General features: G+C 57.1%; 21 protein-coding genes. 4 read left to right on the forward strand and 17 right to left on the reverse strand.

Annotation, left to right across the window (positions count from 1 at the left end; all coding sequences use genetic code 11):
- Positions 1-2: 2 nt before the first annotated feature.
- The 5 genes from ACP15U_RS20535 to pip form a co-directional block, all read right to left on the reverse strand.
- Positions 3-626 (reverse strand): RNA-binding protein, encoded by a 624-nt coding sequence (locus tag ACP15U_RS20535; protein ID WP_425046875.1) that lies wholly within the window; start codon positions 624-626, stop codon positions 3-5.
- Positions 627-652: 26 nt separating this feature from the next.
- Positions 653-2,266 (reverse strand): transcription termination factor NusA, encoded by a 1,614-nt coding sequence (gene nusA, locus ACP15U_RS20540; protein WP_425046876.1) that lies wholly within the window; start codon positions 2,264-2,266, stop codon positions 653-655.
- Complete coding sequence (gene rimP, locus ACP15U_RS20545) at positions 2,266-2,856, reverse strand: ribosome maturation factor RimP (RefSeq protein ID WP_425046877.1); 591 nt, start codon at positions 2,854-2,856, stop codon at positions 2,266-2,268. Before rimP ends, nusA begins: the two co-directional genes overlap by 1 nt.
- Positions 2,857-3,042: 186 nt before the next feature.
- Entirely contained in the window at positions 3,043-3,876 is an 834-nt protein-coding gene (locus ACP15U_RS20550; protein ID WP_425046878.1) for an ABC transporter substrate-binding protein, read from the reverse strand.
- Positions 3,873-4,853, reverse strand: a complete 981-nt coding sequence (gene pip / locus ACP15U_RS20555) for a prolyl aminopeptidase (protein ID WP_425046879.1) — start codon at positions 4,851-4,853, stop codon at positions 3,873-3,875. The genes ACP15U_RS20550 and pip overlap by 4 nt, the downstream gene beginning before the upstream one ends.
- 49 nt (positions 4,854-4,902) lie before the next feature.
- Between pip and ubiG the strand changes: the two genes are divergently transcribed.
- On the forward strand, positions 4,903-5,649 hold the full coding sequence (gene ubiG, locus ACP15U_RS20560; RefSeq protein ID WP_425046880.1) for a bifunctional 2-polyprenyl-6-hydroxyphenol methylase/3-demethylubiquinol 3-O-methyltransferase UbiG: 747 nt from the start codon (positions 4,903-4,905) through the stop codon (positions 5,647-5,649).
- Positions 5,650-5,664: 15 nt separating this feature from the next.
- Here ubiG and ACP15U_RS20565 read toward each other — a convergent pair whose 3' ends face one another.
- The 5 genes from ACP15U_RS20565 to ACP15U_RS20585 are packed head-to-tail and all read right to left on the reverse strand — an operon-like array spanning position 5,665 to position 8,372.
- Positions 5,665-6,006, reverse strand: coding sequence for a RidA family protein (locus tag ACP15U_RS20565; protein ID WP_425046881.1), 342 nt, complete (start codon positions 6,004-6,006; stop codon positions 5,665-5,667).
- A 45-nt stretch (positions 6,007-6,051) separates the two neighbouring features.
- Entirely contained in the window at positions 6,052-6,495 is a 444-nt protein-coding gene (locus ACP15U_RS20570; RefSeq protein ID WP_425046882.1) for a MarR family winged helix-turn-helix transcriptional regulator, read from the reverse strand.
- Between the two features lie 24 nt (positions 6,496-6,519).
- On the reverse strand, positions 6,520-7,350 hold the full coding sequence (locus ACP15U_RS20575; RefSeq protein ID WP_425046883.1) for a carbon-nitrogen hydrolase family protein: 831 nt from the start codon (positions 7,348-7,350) through the stop codon (positions 6,520-6,522).
- Complete coding sequence (gene grxC, locus ACP15U_RS20580) at positions 7,350-7,607, reverse strand: glutaredoxin 3 (protein WP_425046884.1); 258 nt, start codon at positions 7,605-7,607, stop codon at positions 7,350-7,352. The genes ACP15U_RS20575 and grxC overlap by 1 nt, the downstream gene beginning before the upstream one ends.
- A gap of 36 nt (positions 7,608-7,643) precedes the next feature.
- A complete protein-coding gene (locus ACP15U_RS20585) occupies positions 7,644-8,372 on the reverse strand; it encodes a ComF family protein (RefSeq protein ID WP_425046885.1) in 729 nt (242 codons plus the stop codon).
- A 22-nt stretch (positions 8,373-8,394) separates the two neighbouring features.
- On the opposite strand from ACP15U_RS20585, the gene ACP15U_RS20590 reads away from it, so the two are divergent.
- Complete coding sequence (locus ACP15U_RS20590; protein ID WP_425046911.1) at positions 8,395-9,222, forward strand: methyltransferase domain-containing protein; 828 nt, start codon at positions 8,395-8,397, stop codon at positions 9,220-9,222.
- 71 nt (positions 9,223-9,293) lie between these two features.
- Complete coding sequence (gene hemH / locus ACP15U_RS20595; RefSeq protein WP_425046886.1) at positions 9,294-10,361, forward strand: ferrochelatase; 1,068 nt, start codon at positions 9,294-9,296, stop codon at positions 10,359-10,361.
- A gap of 99 nt (positions 10,362-10,460) precedes the next feature.
- On the opposite strand, the gene ACP15U_RS20600 is transcribed toward hemH, so the two are convergent.
- On the reverse strand, positions 10,461-10,643 hold the full coding sequence (locus tag ACP15U_RS20600) for a hypothetical protein (protein WP_425046887.1): 183 nt from the start codon (positions 10,641-10,643) through the stop codon (positions 10,461-10,463).
- A gap of 137 nt (positions 10,644-10,780) precedes the next feature.
- Positions 10,781-11,398 carry a L,D-transpeptidase gene (locus ACP15U_RS20605; protein WP_425046888.1) on the reverse strand — a complete coding sequence of 206 codons (618 nt, stop codon included), beginning with the start codon at positions 11,396-11,398 and terminating at the stop codon, positions 10,781-10,783.
- Between the two features lie 169 nt (positions 11,399-11,567).
- Between ACP15U_RS20605 and ACP15U_RS20610 the strand changes: the two genes are divergently transcribed.
- Positions 11,568-12,077 carry a CAP domain-containing protein gene (locus ACP15U_RS20610; RefSeq protein WP_425046889.1) on the forward strand — a complete coding sequence of 170 codons (510 nt, stop codon included), beginning with the start codon at positions 11,568-11,570 and terminating at the stop codon, positions 12,075-12,077.
- 70 nt (positions 12,078-12,147) lie between these two features.
- Here the strand turns inward: ACP15U_RS20610 and ACP15U_RS20615 are convergent, their stop codons facing one another.
- The 5 genes from ACP15U_RS20615 to ACP15U_RS20635 all read right to left on the reverse strand — a co-directional run bounded on the left by ACP15U_RS20615 (position 12,148) and on the right by ACP15U_RS20635 (position 15,350).
- A complete protein-coding gene (locus tag ACP15U_RS20615) occupies positions 12,148-12,612 on the reverse strand; it encodes a PTS sugar transporter subunit IIA (RefSeq protein ID WP_425046890.1) in 465 nt (154 codons plus the stop codon).
- Between the two features lie 67 nt (positions 12,613-12,679).
- The gene (gene hpf, locus ACP15U_RS20620) at positions 12,680-13,243 is read right to left on the reverse strand and encodes a ribosome hibernation-promoting factor, HPF/YfiA family (RefSeq protein ID WP_425046891.1); all 564 of its coding nucleotides are present in this window, start codon (positions 13,241-13,243) and stop codon (positions 12,680-12,682) included.
- Between the two features lie 254 nt (positions 13,244-13,497).
- Entirely contained in the window at positions 13,498-14,256 is a 759-nt protein-coding gene (gene lptB, locus ACP15U_RS20625; protein WP_425046892.1) for an LPS export ABC transporter ATP-binding protein, read from the reverse strand.
- Positions 14,256-14,747 carry an LptA/OstA family protein gene (locus ACP15U_RS20630; protein ID WP_425046893.1) on the reverse strand — a complete coding sequence of 164 codons (492 nt, stop codon included), beginning with the start codon at positions 14,745-14,747 and terminating at the stop codon, positions 14,256-14,258. Before ACP15U_RS20630 ends, lptB begins: the two co-directional genes overlap by 1 nt.
- Positions 14,748-14,750: 3 nt before the next feature.
- Positions 14,751-15,350 (reverse strand): hypothetical protein, encoded by a 600-nt coding sequence (locus ACP15U_RS20635; RefSeq protein WP_425046894.1) that lies wholly within the window; start codon positions 15,348-15,350, stop codon positions 14,751-14,753.
- Positions 15,351-15,375 lie beyond the last annotated feature (25 nt).

Below are 15,375 nucleotides of genomic sequence, written 5' to 3' on the forward strand. Positions count from 1 at the left end.
ACTTACCCTTCCGAGCGGCCCTTGCCGCCGTCATCCGTTTCGCGCAAGCCACGCAAGCGCTGCGCTTCCTCTACAACACGTTTGGCGAGTCCACCAGAGGCCAGAGCCGCATGTATCACTGTTTCGCGCCCAAATGCCATGCCCAATTCATCTGCGGTCAGCCAACCAATGTAGCTGCCGAAATGCGGAGTACTCAGTTTCGACTTTCCACGACCCGATCCGTCCGAGGCCTGTATCAGTATCTCGGCCTCTTCCCGGTCGAGCCAACTCTTAACTTTTTCATAGCCTGCAACCGCATCGCCGGACTTGCGGGCCAGGCTGACAAGTTCAATCACTCGGGCCACCAGCTGTCGTTCGACCTCATCGGCAAGGCCGTCCGGCACGGTGGTTTGCATTTTCAGGCCGCGGGAAAACAGCTTCTTTTCCACGGCTTTGTTCAATGCAACGCGATCCGCGGCGACATAAACCCCCCGCCCGGGCAGTTTGCCCATCACATCGGGAACAACTTGCCCGGCCGGCCCTGCCACAAAACGGATCAGCCCATGTTTGGGCTGCGCCTCGCCCGTGGCGACGCATTTGCGTTCAGGTCCGTCAGAGCGGTCCTTTGGTTTACCACCGCGACTCATCGTTTTATGTGCGAGGCCCGACGAGTTCAGGCCTCGGCCTCCTGTTCTTCACCTTCAACCGGTTCTTCTTCGCTGATTAGCTCTTCGGGATCTACCCAGCCCAGAACGATCCGGGCCGTCATAACGAAGTTTTGGGCCTCTTCCAGCGAAACGCCAAAAGGCTCAAGGATGCCGTCATCCTTGACCCGCTCGCCATCAACGGTTGTCCAGCCGCCGGCCAATTCCCAATCGGCACAAGTCGCAAAGTCTTCCAGCGATTTTACATCGTCCTTGGCCAATGCTTCCACCATCTGGGGTGTCAGGCCTTCGAATTCAATAAGGCTGTCCTCGACACCCATGGACCGGGCATTGTCGAGCGCCGCCTTGGCCTGCGCTTCCAGATAGTCGCGAGCGCGGGCCTGCAGTTCTTCGGCAGTTCCCTCGTCAACACCATCAATGACCAGAAGTTCGTCAAGCTCGACATACGCCACTTCTTCAAGGTTCGTGAACCCTTCGGAAACCAGCAGCTGAGCAAAGAACTCGTCCAGATCCAGCGTTTCGATAAAGAGCTTGGTCCGTGCCTCGAATTCTTTCTGGCGGCGGGCCGATTCCTCCTCCTCGGTCATGATGTCGATATCGAGATTGGTCAGCTGGCTTGCCAGACGCACGTTCTGGCCGCGACGGCCGATGGCAAGGCTCAGCTGCTCTTCCGGAACAACGACCTCGATCTTGCCAGCTTCTTCATCCAGAACCACCTTGGACACTTCAGCGGGCTGAAGGGCATTCACAAGGAAGGTCGGTTGGTCTTCGTTCCACGGGATAATGTCGATCTTCTCGCCCTGAAGCTCGTTCACGACGGCCTGAACGCGTGAGCCGCGCATACCGACACAAGCACCGACAGGATCAATCGAACCGTCATATGAGATTACGGCGATCTTGGCACGCGAACCCGGATCCCGAGCAACGGCCTTGATCTCGATGATGCCATCGTAAATCTCGGGAACTTCCATCTTGAACAGCTCCGCCATGAACTCAGGGGCAGTGCGGCTCAGGAAGATCTGCGGGCCGCGCACTTCACGGCGAACATCCTTGATATAGCAACGGATGCGGTCATTCGGGCGATAGCTTTCCCGGCCGATCTTTTCGTTACGACGCAGGATGGCTTCGCCAGCGCCTACATCGACGATAACATTGCCGTATTCCTCGCGCTTGACGACACCATTGATGATGGTTCCCGCGCGGTCCTTGAATTCTTCGAACTGGCGATCCCGCTCGGCTTCCCTGACCTTCTGCAGAATCACCTGCTTTGCCGACTGAGCCGCAATCCGGCCCATTTCAACCGGCGGGATCTCTTCGACATACTGATCCCCGATGGCAGGGCTTTCGAGATACTGACGCGCCTGTTCGACGGTCATCTCGGCCTGGTAGTTCTCAAGCTCTTCATCCTCGACCACGGTGCGAACGCGCGTAAAGGTCGCCTTGCCGGTCTTGCGGTCGATCGAGACCCGGATGTCCATCTCGGATCCGTAACGGCTCTTGGCGGCACGGGCGAGGCTTTCCTCCATAGCCTCGACCACCAGTCCGGGGTCGATCATCTTTTCGCGGGCAACCGCTTCGGCGGTTTGCAACAGCTCCAGCTGGTTGGCTGAGGTGATTGCCATTACTTCGTCTCCTCTTCCGACCCTTCGGTCTCGATTTCGTCGAACTTGTCTTCGTTCAGGGCACCGGCGTCTTTGCGCTGGCGCAACATTTCCTTGATCAGGTCATCCGTCAGGACCAGCTTTGCATCGCTGAGCCAGTCAAATTGCAGACCGATTGTTATGACCTCTCCGTCCTGAGCCAGATTGATCAGAACTTCGTCACCTTCGACCCCTGCCAATTCACCTTTGAAGCGGCGGCGACCATCAATCAATTCTGCAGTCTCCAGCTTGGCCTCATAGCCTTCGAACATCTCGAAGTCCTTGAGACGTGTCAGCGGGCGGTCGATGCCCGGGCTGGACACTTCGAGCGCATATGCGTCGAGGATCGGATCCTCCACGTCGAGAATCGCGCTCACGGCATTCGAAATCTCGGCACAATCATCGACCTCAATGCCGCCCTCAGGCTTGTCAGCCATGATCTGCAAAGTTGTCTGCTTGCCGCTCATCAGGCGTATTCGCACCAGCTCATAGCCCATGTCCTCGATCACCGGGGTGATGATCTCGACAAGGCGCCGGTCGATGGCAGCTTTTGCTATCAAGTCGTTTGTCATTAGGTCCAAGCACAAAAAAACGGGCGCGCGGCCCGTCTGATATTCCCGGTGGAGCTTCGAGCCCGAGGCCCGACGCGCCGCTGTTGAAACGCCATATACGCCTTGGATAACGAGTCTGCAACCCCGACCATTCCAAAGGTCGAATTTTCGCCAGTCACGAGATTTGAATGGCAGGACTTCAGAACGTCAGAGCATCCACCAACGTTCCGCCAATCGCCCGCCGTCCAGAGCGGCACCGCCAATCCGACCGGGCAAGCCGACCGAAGACGCGACTGCCAAGGTCATATCTCGTTCAGACGGGTGGTAGCGATACTTGCCGCGTCCAATCAGCCCTTCTGGTTCCGGCAAGACGGCCACATCCACAAATCCATCTCTCAGAGCCTCAGCGCGAACAGAGGGGTCCGGAATAACTGCAATCTCAACTACGTTTGCCCATCCGGCACGATCCGCCCGATAGTGTTCGGCAACCCGTCGAGCCCGGAAATGGCGCCCTTCCCGAGCGCGTTCAACTTGGTAACACCCGGCTCCTACGATTTCCGAAAACGGCATGTCCAACTTGTCCCGGGGACAAATACCAAAAGAGTCCTGCGCCAGAACCAAGGGCAGATCCGGACGGCTTTCCTCCAACTCAAGCAACAACGCAAAAGGTCCTGTGATGTCCGCGTGACGCAGTGAGATGCCGCTGGCCCGCAACGTGGACAGGACATCCTCTGCAGTCAGATTGGTGCCATCGTGGAACTGCACTCCATCGCGCAATTCGAATTGCCAAAGACGCGCCTCGGCATCTGTTTGCCAGCCTGTTGCCAGTTCCCCACGCAGGGTTCCGTCAGGGGCAATCTCTGTCAGAGTGTCAAAAACCGCCCCGCGCGCAAGAATCGCGAGCATATCGCCTTCCCGCGGAACCGCGAGCCGCAATGTGCCGCCGGTCTTGGGAGCAGCGTTGAGAGAAACTCCGGTCGCTGCCAACAAAGCCGCAGCGGCACCGGACGTAAACAGGGCACGGCGATCCAGACGACTCATTTGCGCAACCTATCGGCAATTCTGTCCATTGCTCGCACCAATTCTGCCGATATGCCCGGTTCGGACAGTGCGTGGCCCGCGCCGCGCACCATCTTGAGTTCGGACATGGGCCACAATTCGCTCAGCTTCCAAGCCGAAGTCGGCGGACAGATCATGTCATAACGACCCTGCACGATTATGCCCGGGATATGAGAAATCCGTCCCATATTCGCGAGGATCTGGCCATCGAACTCCAAGAACCCACCATTTATGAAATAGTGGTTCTCCAAGCGTGCAAAGGCGCGGGCATACTCACCGGGACTGTCTCCGGTTGATCCATTAGAGTGAATGGATGCCAGCGCGTTTTCCCATGCAGACCAAGCCCGGCCAAACTTTATTTCTTCCGCCAGATCACCGGAAAACAAACGCTTGTTGTAGGCCCGGATCAAATCATCGCGTTCATTTGGTGGAACGAGGGAAGCAAAATTGGACCACGTTTCGGGCCAGAACTTTCCTGCCCCGCCACCATAGAACCAGTCCAGTTCGGACTGCGTCATCAGGAACACACCGCGGAGGATCAAATGTCGCACGCGCTCGGGATGCGTCTGTGCATACACCAGCGCCAGCGTCGCACCCCAACTTCCACCGAATACCATCCAGCTGTCGATGCCCAGTTGACGTCGAATCACTTCGATATCTGCCACCAGATGCCAGGTCGTGTTGTCCTCTACCGACGCATGAGGCCGCGACCGGCCGCAGCCGCGCTGATCAAACAGCACAACCCGATAGACTCTGGGATCAAAATAACGGCGCATGGCCGGACTACACCCGCCGCCAGGACCGCCATGCAGAACAATCACCGGAACGCCATCCGGGTTGCCGCATTGCTCGACATAGATGCGGTGGCCCTGCCCAACATCCACCATCCGCTGATCAAACGGGTCGACCGGTGGATAGAGGTATTGCACTGCGCGCTTTTGATCCGGGTATTTGTCCATTACAGCCCTATATAGTCCGCAAACGGTAAAAGAGCACACGGAGACAGGAATGCAAGCGCCTCAATCCACCGTCGACCCCTCGGAAATTGCGAAATTCGAGGCGATGGCAGCCGAATGGTGGGATCCGAACGGCAAGTTCAAGCCGCTGCATATGCTCAATCCCTGCCGGCTGGACTACATTACGCAGCAGATTGCTGGCGAATTCGACCGAGATCTGCGCGATTCGTTGCCATTTGAGGGGTTGCGCATTCTCGACATTGGCTGCGGCGGCGGTCTGCTTTCCGAACCCATGGCGCGGCTAGGCGCCGCAGTCGTTGGTGCAGACGCCGCCGAAGGCAACCTGCCGGTGGCGCGAATCCATGCCGAACAATCCGGTTTGGATATCGACTACCGCCACACTACAGCCGAGGCGCTGGCCGAAGCCGGAGAGCAGTTCGACGCAGTGCTCAACATGGAAGTTGTGGAACACGTGGCCGATCCGCTGTCGTATCTGACGGCTTGCCGACAGCTTCTCAAACCGGGCGGCTTGCAAATCTGTTCGACAATCAACCGCAACCCGAAATCCTTTGCCGTTGCGATCGTCGGCGCCGAGGTCGTGATGCGCTGGCTGCCCCGCGGCACCCACGAGTGGTCCAAGTTCATCACACCGGACGAACTCTATGACCTGCTGTCCAAGGCCGGCCTGAACCCGGTGGACCGCAAGGGGTTCGTATTCAACCCGGTCAGCTGGAGCTGGCGCATATCGCCCCGCGATCTTAGCGTGAACTATGTCACTGCCAGCGTGAAACCGGGTTGAACATAAGGCGCGCCGTCAGTCGTAGGCGGCGTCGACGATGATCTCGACCTTCAGTTCAGGCCGGGCCAATCGGGCTTCGCCACAGGCACGCGCCGGAGCATGCCCTTCGGGGACCCATGCATTCCAGACCTCGTTCAAGCCCTGAAAATCGCGCATGTCGGTCAACCAGATCGTGGCGCGCAGCATCTTCTCGCGCGATGAACCGGCCTTGATCAGCAGTTCTTCGAGCCGCCCGAGACAGGCTGTGACCGCCTCCTGAATTGTGTCACCCTCGCCGACCTGGCCGGTGATATAGGCTACACCGTTGTGCTTGACGATTTTCGAGGATCTGGCCCCGGTATCCATGCGTTCAATCATGTGCTTTTCCTGTTCTGAATTACGTTTTGACCCGTTGAACCCGGTTCAGTTGCCGGTTTCAAGACGCAACCTCAGATCCCGCAGGACCGGCAGCACCGAACGGACACGTTCAGTTCCCAGTTCACCCACGATTTGATTGATCAGTGGTGCAATATTCGAAATCGCCTGATCGCGCGCCTGTTTGCCAGCCGGGCTGATCGCCACCATCTTGCGGCGGGCATCATCCCAATCGGGTCGGACGTGGATGTAACCTGCCAACTCAAGTTTGGCCAGCGTATTGGTCATAGCGCCCCGTGTGACATGAAACGTTGACGCCAACTGCGCCGGGCTTCGCTCGCCGCCCACGAACACCAATTGGTTCAGCACCGAAAAATGCGAGATTTCCATGCCCTTGGGCAGCACACGGCTCAGCCGGTTGCGCAGCAATTGATCTGCGGTCAGGATTTCACTGAACAGTGAAACCGCCAGGGCATTGGTATCGTCAGTCATATCGGGTCCGGGTTCGGGTCAAGCTCAGGGGTCGTCGAAAGGGCGGACGTGAGTCAGGGTAGGGATTTTGCGGCGGGCCTCGGTCACAGAACTATCATCCAGTTCCAAAATGTGAATGCCGGGTTCGGTCCCTGCGTCGATCAGCACCTCTCCCCAAGGTGAAACGGCTAGGCTATGGCCATAGGTGTGGCGGGTTTTCCCCCGGGTTTTTGAGTGCGTTCCGGTCTGTCCGGGCGCCAGCACAAAACAGCCAGTCTCGATGGCCCGGGCACGCAAAAGGGATTCCCAATGCGCGGCCCCCGTCACCGGTGAAAACGCCGCTGGAACCGTCAGGATCCTTGCGCCGGCCTGTGCCAACGCACTGTAGAGATACCCGAAACGCAGATCGTAACACACCGTCATACCGACTGTTCCAAAGTCAGTGTCAGCAATCACCGCCTTTGTCCCGGGCCGATAATTAGCGGATTCCCTGAAGGTCTCGGTTTCTGTCACCTGCACATCGAACATGTGGATCTTGTCGTAGCGCGCGATGATTTTTCCATTTGGGTCTATCATGAACGAGCGATTGGCAAAGCGTCCGTCGGGATCGTGCGTTTTCAGGGCCAAAGAGCCGATCAGCAACCAGATTCCCAGTTCTGCGGCCTGCCGCCGCAAACCATAAAGCGTCGCGTCTTCCTCTTCGTGCTGCAACACCTCGCGTTGCCGGGTTGTGCTGGTCGACACACAGTTGGTCACTTCCGGGGTCAGCACGAACTGAGCACCCTGCCCGGCTGCCTTGGCGATCATCTCTTTCACAACCACAAGATTCGCCGCCGGATCATCCGACGACGAGAGTTGCAGCAACGCCGTTCGCATCAGGCCGCCAACAGCGGATCGAGTTTACCCGAGCGCTCCAGCTCAAAGAGATCATCGCAACCACCGACATGCGTTTCACCGATGAAAATCTGTGGAACCGTCCGGCGCCCATCAGCACGTTGGATCATCTCAGGCTTGCGGTCGGGATCGCGCAGCACGTCAATTTCGGTGAAGCCAACACCTTTTTGTGTCAGCAGGCGTTTCGCCGCGTGGCAGAACCCACAAAGCGGCGAAGTGTAGATTTCAATTGGTTTCATACCGATCTCCTTGGAGTCGCGACAATCTAGGGGCAACTAGTCATTCTTGACAACGCGCGCCAGTGTCAGCACGAAAACTTGTTTTGCTCCACCGGCAAGGCAGGTTTCGGTGCAAGCCGTTAAAGTAGCACCCGAGGTCATCACGTCGTCGACCAACAGGATATCGCGCCCTTCCATTCGGTGTCGACGTTTCGGATGAGCCTCGATAACCGAACGCAACGTTTCGGTGCGTTCTGCAGCAGTTAACCCGTCCAAGATCGGCGTGCGCCGCGTGCGAACGAGGAGATCCGGGCAGCAGACCAGCCCCGTCTCGCGGGCGAATGCACGCGCCAGCAGGGCGGATTGATTGTAACGCCGTTTCAGCAATCTGGACCAGTGAAGCGGAACCGGTGCAGTTAGCATATTGTCGGACAGCAATGACTTCCCCGCTGCCGCCATCCAGCGGGCAGCCGGGCGGGCCAGTTCCATCCTGTCACCATGCTTGAGCGCAAGGACCATCTTTCTTGCCTGTCCGGAATAAAGCAGCGCCGAACGCCCATCAGCCCAAGGCCGAGGGGACTTCATGCACTCATCGCATTCAAGACGAAATGAATCCGGCTGGCCCGGCAGGGGCGTTCCGCAGCTTTCGCAGACGGTTCCCGATATGAATGGCGCTTCTCGCCAGCATTCCCCACACAAACCAAAATCGGATATGACAAGATCACCGCATCCGAGGCAGCGCGGAGGATAGATAAGCTCCACCGCAGTTTGAATTCCGCTCCACATCAGCTATGTGCGCCTCATGAAAATGCCTGCACCACAACAATCTGCTCCCGAGCTGTTCGAAAGAGCTGCCCTGACGGCCCACCGCGCGCGTGTGAAACCCGAAGCCTTGTTTTTGCATCGCGCCGCTCTTGCCGAGGTGCAGGATCGTCTGTCGTTGGTTAACAGACAGTTTACCGCGCCGGTCGTGGTGACGCCCTTCGCTGATATGTGGCGGAATGCCTTTCCCGAAGCTAGATGCGTGGTGGACGACGACGTTCTTGATCTGGTTCCCGACTCGCACGACCTCGTCATTCACGCAATGGCCCTGCATTGGGCAAACGATCCGGTCGGACAACTGATCCAATGCCGCCGCGCTCTGCGGCCCGACGGGCTTCTTTTGGCGGTTAGCCTCGGTGGGCAAACCCTTGGACAGCTGCGCGCGGTACTTGGTCAGGCCGAGATCGAAGAGACCGGCGGCCTTTCTCCGCGAATCGCCCCGATGGCGGAAATCCGGGATATGGGCGGCCTGTTACAGCGCGCCGGTCTGGCTTTGCCTGTTGCGGACAGCATCGAACTGACTGCGGAATACCGTGACCTGCGCCACTTGATGCATGACTTGCGGGCGATGGCTGAAAACAATGCGTTGACTGACCGCCTGCGCCGCCCGTCCCGCCGTGCCGTGTTCGAAAGGGCAGAGGATCTGTACCGCCAGAATTTCGCCAAGGGCGATCGCTTGCCCGCTACATTCGAACTCTTGTGCCTTACAGGGTGGGCACCGGACGAGTCCCAGCCCCAACCGCTAAGACCGGGCTCTGCCAAGACCCGGTTGGCGGACGCGCTTCACACCGAGGAAACCAAGTTGCGGGATTAGCCGCAAATATTGACCCTGACCCACCAACGGTTCATTTCACAGCCAAGCCAGCACATTTCAGGACGCCAGACATGCTAGACGCCACCACCCAAGCCCAACGCCCCGCTAATGCGCCGGCAGATCACCCAAGAATTCGGATGGGCAAGGTCGGAGTACTTCTGGCCAATCTGGGCACCCCGGATGACTACAGCTATTGGCCAATGCGGCGCTATCTGAACGAATTTCTGTCGGACCAGCGGGTAATCGACTATCCGGCATGGAAGTGGCAGCCGCTACTGCAGTTGATCATCCTCACCAAACGCCCATTCAGTTCGGGCGCGGCTTACAAGTCCATCTGGAATCACGACAAGGGCGAAAGCCCTTTAATGACGATCACAAAAGACCAGACCGCCAAGATGACCGAAGCTCTGAAGGAAAAATTCGGAGACCAGGTTCTGGTCGATTTTTGTATGCGTTATGGCAACCCTTCGACCAAATCCAAAGTACGGCAAATGGTAGAGGCCGGCTGCGATCGAATTCTCTTTTTTCCTCTCTATCCGCACTATGCGGGCGCGACATCGGCCACGGCAAATGATCAGTTCTTCCGCGCATTGATGGAAGAAACCTGGCAACCTGCAAGCCGCACCGTCCCGGCTTATTTCGACCATCCGACATATATCGAAGCGCTGGCTCAGTCGGTCGAGCGGGCCTATGGCGGGTTCCGGACCCGTCCCGACATTCTGGTTTGTTCTTACCATGGCATGCCTGAACGCTACCTTCAGCAGGGCGACCCGTACCACTGCCAATGTATCAAGACGACTCGCCTGCTGCGCGAACGTTTGGGTTGGAACGAAAGCGAGATCACTTCAACATTCCAATCGCGGTTCGGCCCGGAAGAATGGTTGAAACCCTACACGGTGGATCACGTCGCAGAGCTGGCGAAGGAAGGGAAAAAGAACGTCGCGGTGATCGCGCCAGCCTTTTCAGCCGATTGCATCGAGACACTCGAAGAGATCAACGAAGAGATTCGGGAGAGCTTTGAGGAAGCGGGTGGAGAAGAGTTCGCCTACATCCCGTGCCTCAACGACGACGCGGCCCATATTCAGGCCTTGTCGACGGTAGTGGAAGAAAACCTGAAAGGGTGGCTCAGTCCACTCTGACTGCTACTTGCAGTTGATGAGCAACGAAGAACTGAGGTGCCTAAAACAAGAAAAGGCGGTGGAAAACCACCGCCTCTCTTTTGTCGTGCCAGTCGAAGCTTAGGAAGCTGCGACAGCTGCGCCGACCAGAACCAGCAGGATCAGCGGCAGCCAGATGCCGCTCGACGAACCCTGAGTTTCTTCGACAATTACCGGTGCTTCAACAACCGGCTCAGCCAGGTTGCCCGCCGAAGCGGTCGATGCAGCGGCGGTCAGAGCAGCGGCGAGAACGAGTTTCTTCATATTAACCTCCAGAATACGCACGGTTCACCAAATGAACCATGCACCCAAGACTTACCTCGTGCCTTTTTCTAAGCAGCATTGCGTATAGATTGCAAATGCTTGTTTGCCTGAATTGACAGTTCCGGGTGCAGATGTCGTCAAATTAGCAACACTTGAGTGCCGATTTTCGTCATCGAAAACAGTTCGGAAATATGTTCGTTGTAAAGGCCGATGCATCCATTGGATGATTTACGCCCGATCTTGCGCGTATCGTGAGTTCCGTGAATGCGATAGTACTTCCAACTCAGGTAGAGCGCGTGGGATCCCAGCGGGTTGTCAGGACCCGGAGGGATGTGATCTGGCCACTCTGGGTTGCGCTTTTTCATCGAGGGTGTAGGCGACCAACTTGGACCTTCAACCTTGCGGATAACGCTGGTGCGGCCACGGCGTGTCATATCCTCGGTCAACGGCACTGACGAAGGGAACAGTCTGTAGACCGATTGGTCCTCACTCCAGTAGTGCAGCACCCGGGATTGAGTATCCACGAGAATCGCCCCGTTTCTGGTGTTGCTGAAATAGGGTTGCCAGCTTTGCGCCTTGAAGCTTGAAATGTTCCGGCGGACCGGTGGTTCCGGCTCCGGCGGGGGTCGTAGCGGGTCGTAGGCCTGTTCTTCGGTCGAATCAGTCGATTGCGCCAACGCCGGGGAGCTCAGCAGAGCGGCCCCGCCAATCAGGAAGCCACGACGATTTGGAGTTTGAAACGGCGATTTGCTCATCGGATCAGCTCTGGTCTCAGGGTTTCAGTGAATCATCCGGAATATATGGCCCGAAAGCCGCAGTCGCAAATCAAACCGGCGAGATCGCTCCGATTCCCGGACGACTACCATTTGCGCCCAACGATTTGCCGCGCTATTTGCAAGGTCGGAAACCATATCAGGGCTGAACATGACGCGCATTTTTTCTTTGTTGATTGCAGCTTTCGTGGCGCTGAGCGCCTGTACGCCACAGACAACAACCTTGGGGTCGGACGGGAAACCGCTGCCGACGCCCTACAAGATCCGCAAAAGCGACACGTCGAAAATTCAATTTCGCATGCTTGATTCGGTAAACTCGCTCCGGTCGGCGTCAGGCGCGCAGCCTGTTCAGCTCAATGCTCAGCTCAATGCCGCAGCAGCGACACATGCCCGCGACATGTCGGTTCAGAACCGCCCCTGGCACTTTGGGTCTGACGGATCATCACCCCTGGACCGGGCACAACGCGCAGGATTTGCAGGAGCTTTGCTGGGCGAGGCGATTTCGGAAACCTACGAATCCGAAGTGGAAACCCTAGCTGCCTGGATGGATGATCCAGGATCTCGCAGCGTCATTCTTGATCCGAAAGCAACCAGCATGGGGTTTGCCTGGTATCAGGAATCAAGCGGCAAGATCTGGTGGACGCTGGATATGGGATCCTGAACAGGAATACTGGATCCGGTCAGTACAAAGGGCAGCTTGGGCTGCCCCTTTTTTATTCTGACAGTCGAATTCAGGCTGCTTGCACCGGATGCGTTTCTGTCAAAATCGTGTGCAGTGTCGTGGCATCGTGATTGGCACGCAGCTTTGCGCAGAGCGTCGGCTCCCGAAGGGTGCGGGAAACTAACGCCAGTGCCTTGAGGTGTTCCACGCCTGCCTCCTCGGGCGCAAAAAGCGTAAAGGCAAGGTCCACCGGCTGACGGTCTACTGCTCCGTAGTCGATCGGCTTCTCCAAAAGAACAAACACACCAACGACCGAATCAAGATCCGCGATCCTTGCATGAGGCAATGCAACACCGTGGCCAACTCCGGTCGGCCCAAGGCTCTCACGCTCCAGAAGCGCCTCGACGGTGGACTGGGCATCAAGCCCATACGCCCCGAAAGCGACGTCAGCCACCTCCTGAAACAGGCGTTTCTTGCTCGAAGCGGCCGAGAATACCTTGACCGCCTCAGGCTTGAGGATGCTGGAAAGCTCCATGGGTGTTTGCTCCGCTCATGCACCCCCGGCAGAACCGGAGGGGCACAGATGTCTCTTGCCTAATATCTTACGGATCGATCCAGCCGATATTGCCGTCATCTCGGCGATACACGACATTCAACCCGTCTTTGCCTTCGTTTCGGAAGACCAGAACCGGCGCCCCTGCCAGCTCCATCTGCATCACGGCCTCACCCACCGACAGTGACGGAATCTTGGTTTCCATCTCTGCGACGATCATCGGCTGCAAGGATTCCGGTTCAGAATCTTCGTGCTGCTCTTCCGAGGCGAGGATATACGACGACGCTCCGAAGAGTTCAACTGGCTCGCTCCGGTCTTTGTGATGATCCTTCAGACGCCGTTTGTAGCGGCGCAACTGGGTCTCCATCTTGTCGCAACATGCTTCGAAAGCTGCATATATTTCAGTGGCATGCGCCTTTGCTTGTGCGGTCAGTCCTGTAGACAGATGGACTGTGGCCTCGCAAACATATTCATGCGCCGAACGGGAAAAGACGATATTTGCATCGGTTGGACGCTGGGCATACTTGCCGACAACTTCTCCAAGTTCCGTTTGAACATGGGTCTGCAGAGCTTCACCGATATCAATCTGTTTTCCGCTGATTTGGTAACGCATGTGTTCTCCTTCACAATTCGCACCCGGTTTTTCAGCCGGCAAATCCGGCATCTTGGTTATTGGCGGGTGGCTGGGACTGGCAGTGCGGCTGGTTGATTTCGTTCGGGCCCTTCACAGAAGGCCTGACCGAAAACTGCATCGAAGCGCACATTTGCCATGAGCCAATTGAGAACCGAGATGAACGGAGAGTCAATTCCGGCGGCGAGAAAATCTTGCCAAAACCGGCGAAAGTTTCGGCGCTCAATCGCCGCAGGTCAGGATATCCGGAAATTCTCACCCAGATAGACGCGGCGCACATTCTCGTTTTCGACAACCTCTTCCGGCGTACCGGACATCAAGACCTGACCATCATGCAGGATGTAGGCACGATCCACAATCTCAAGGGTTTCTCTGACATTGTGGTCGGTTATCAGAACGCCGATTCCACGTTTCTTGAGATCCGCAACCAGGTGCCGGATATCGCCAACACTGATGGGGTCCACGCCGGCAAAGGGTTCATCCAGTAACAGATACTTTGGATCTGCTGCGAGGCAGCGCGCAATTTCAACGCGCCGCCGTTCGCCACCCGACAATGCCAGAGCCGGCGCACGCCGCAGATGTTCGATAGAAAAATCCGAAAGCAATTCCTCAAGCCGTTCCTTGCGCTTGTGCGCGTGCGGGACGGCAACGTCGAGAACCGCAGAAATGTTGTCCTCGACACTCAATCCGCGGAAAATCGACATCTCCTGCGGCAGGTAACCAATACCCAATCGAGCGCGTCGATACATCGGCAGCGTCGTGACGTTTTGCCCGTCAATCGTGACTTTTCCCGCCTCTGGAAACACCAGCCCCGCTACGGCGTAGAACGTGGTTGTCTTGCCAGAACCGTTTGGGCCAAGAAGAGCCACAACCTCGGACCGGTCGAGCTCCATCGTAACTTCACGAATCACCACCTTCTTCCGGTAGGATTTGCGAAGCTTTTCGATCCGAAGACCAGACGACCCTTCGGTCAAAGTGAGTTCGGGTTTCGGCATCAATCCTCGTCCGCCTGGAGAATCGTCTTTACTCGCCCAACCATCTGCGCCGTACCTGTGGTCAGGTTCACGGTCATCTTATTGGAAGTCAGAGCATTTGCACCTTGCGTCAAAAGGACGTTGCCGGTCATCACGATAACTCCGGTGTCTATAGAGTAATCGGCCCGGTCAGCCTCGGCTGCATCCGGACCATTGACCAAGACAACATCGCCGGTTGCCTCCATCCGTTCGATTCCGGATTTCTGTTCGTTGTAAACCACCAGAACACGCTTGGCAGAAAGGCGCATTTCACCTTGTGCTACCAAAACGTTGCCGAGAAACTCCGCCGAACCATCTGCCTGATTTACATCCAGCGTATCCGATGTCACCTCGACCGGCAGCTTTGGATCAGCCTTGATCGCCCCGAACGCCAGCTGAGCCCCCTGAGCGGACACCTGTTCTGTCACCAGAACAAAACAAAAGCTCAAAATGAGGGCACGAAATGGGATCACAGTTTATCTTTCTGAGGCTTGCGGGACGTATATCAGCTTCACGTCGTTTTTGAAAAGCATATGGATTGGCCCGCCTTCCTTTTTTGCCTCGATTTGCATCTGACCTGCCGTGAAATCTCCCAGAGGGCCGGTTGCCTCAACCGGCCCGGGCGAGAACCCGCGAATTCCGCTCAGAGCCGTTTCCAACAGATCGGTATCGACGGTGTATCCCGTAGACGTGATGATCCTGACATTCCCTTCGAATGTGGCCAGATCCCTGTCTACGGCCACCTGACCGGTATCCGAGGTGAGGTTGATACGCTCTCCGTTTTCCAATCGAATCTGCGCATCGAGATCTTCCGCTTCGGCCGGGGCGCCGTACCCTCCCGGTCGTGCAATCGTGGCTGTGACCACGATTTCCTCGCCCTTGGGTGTGGTTCCGGAAAAGAACGGGGCAGTCACCTGCTGATCCCGCATCCGCTCTGCGATATCCTGTTCCGCAAACGGAATGGTCGCGTTCGGGTCCACTCCGCGTGACAGGAGAAACAGCGTCGACAGCAAGGCCAAAGCCGCCAGTGGCAGCAACACCTTGAGCAAAGCGACCATGCGAGAGTAGAAGTCCAACTGCGTCTCCGGTTACCGGGCCGAA

This window comes from Primorskyibacter sp. S87 (genome assembly GCF_049801055.1).
Lineage (GTDB): Bacteria > Pseudomonadota > Alphaproteobacteria > Rhodobacterales > Rhodobacteraceae > JBNAGF01.

What these genes read in the sequence shown, in the direction of transcription:
- ACP15U_RS20535 (WP_425046875.1), bottom strand. Translation starts at nt 626, where the DNA reads ATGAGTCGCGGTGGTAAACCAAAGGACCGCTCTGACGGACCTGAACGC.
- nusA (WP_425046876.1), bottom strand. Translation starts at nt 2,266, where the DNA reads ATGGCAATCACCTCAGCCAACCAGCTGGAGCTGTTGCAAACCGCCGAA.
- rimP (WP_425046877.1), bottom strand. Translation starts at nt 2,856, where the DNA reads ATGACAAACGACTTGATAGCAAAAGCTGCCATCGACCGGCGCCTTGTC.
- ACP15U_RS20550 (WP_425046878.1), bottom strand. Translation starts at nt 3,876, where the DNA reads ATGAGTCGTCTGGATCGCCGTGCCCTGTTTACGTCCGGTGCCGCTGCG.
- pip (WP_425046879.1), bottom strand. Translation starts at nt 4,853, where the DNA reads ATGGACAAATACCCGGATCAAAAGCGCGCAGTGCAATACCTCTATCCA.
- ubiG (WP_425046880.1), top strand. Translation starts at nt 4,903, where the DNA reads ATGCAAGCGCCTCAATCCACCGTCGACCCCTCGGAAATTGCGAAATTC.
- ACP15U_RS20565 (WP_425046881.1), bottom strand. Translation starts at nt 6,006, where the DNA reads ATGATTGAACGCATGGATACCGGGGCCAGATCCTCGAAAATCGTCAAG.
- ACP15U_RS20570 (WP_425046882.1), bottom strand. Translation starts at nt 6,495, where the DNA reads ATGACTGACGATACCAATGCCCTGGCGGTTTCACTGTTCAGTGAAATC.
- ACP15U_RS20575 (WP_425046883.1), bottom strand. Translation starts at nt 7,350, where the DNA reads ATGCGAACGGCGTTGCTGCAACTCTCGTCGTCGGATGATCCGGCGGCG.
- grxC (WP_425046884.1), bottom strand. Translation starts at nt 7,607, where the DNA reads ATGAAACCAATTGAAATCTACACTTCGCCGCTTTGTGGGTTCTGCCAC.
- ACP15U_RS20585 (WP_425046885.1), bottom strand. Translation starts at nt 8,372, where the DNA reads ATGTGGAGCGGAATTCAAACTGCGGTGGAGCTTATCTATCCTCCGCGC.
- ACP15U_RS20590 (WP_425046911.1), top strand. Translation starts at nt 8,395, where the DNA reads ATGCCTGCACCACAACAATCTGCTCCCGAGCTGTTCGAAAGAGCTGCC.
- hemH (WP_425046886.1), top strand. Translation starts at nt 9,294, where the DNA reads ATGCTAGACGCCACCACCCAAGCCCAACGCCCCGCTAATGCGCCGGCA.
- ACP15U_RS20600 (WP_425046887.1), bottom strand. Translation starts at nt 10,643, where the DNA reads ATGAAGAAACTCGTTCTCGCCGCTGCTCTGACCGCCGCTGCATCGACC.
- ACP15U_RS20605 (WP_425046888.1), bottom strand. Translation starts at nt 11,398, where the DNA reads ATGAGCAAATCGCCGTTTCAAACTCCAAATCGTCGTGGCTTCCTGATT.
- ACP15U_RS20610 (WP_425046889.1), top strand. Translation starts at nt 11,568, where the DNA reads ATGACGCGCATTTTTTCTTTGTTGATTGCAGCTTTCGTGGCGCTGAGC.
- ACP15U_RS20615 (WP_425046890.1), bottom strand. Translation starts at nt 12,612, where the DNA reads ATGGAGCTTTCCAGCATCCTCAAGCCTGAGGCGGTCAAGGTATTCTCG.
- hpf (WP_425046891.1), bottom strand. Translation starts at nt 13,243, where the DNA reads ATGCGTTACCAAATCAGCGGAAAACAGATTGATATCGGTGAAGCTCTG.
- lptB (WP_425046892.1), bottom strand. Translation starts at nt 14,256, where the DNA reads ATGCCGAAACCCGAACTCACTTTGACCGAAGGGTCGTCTGGTCTTCGG.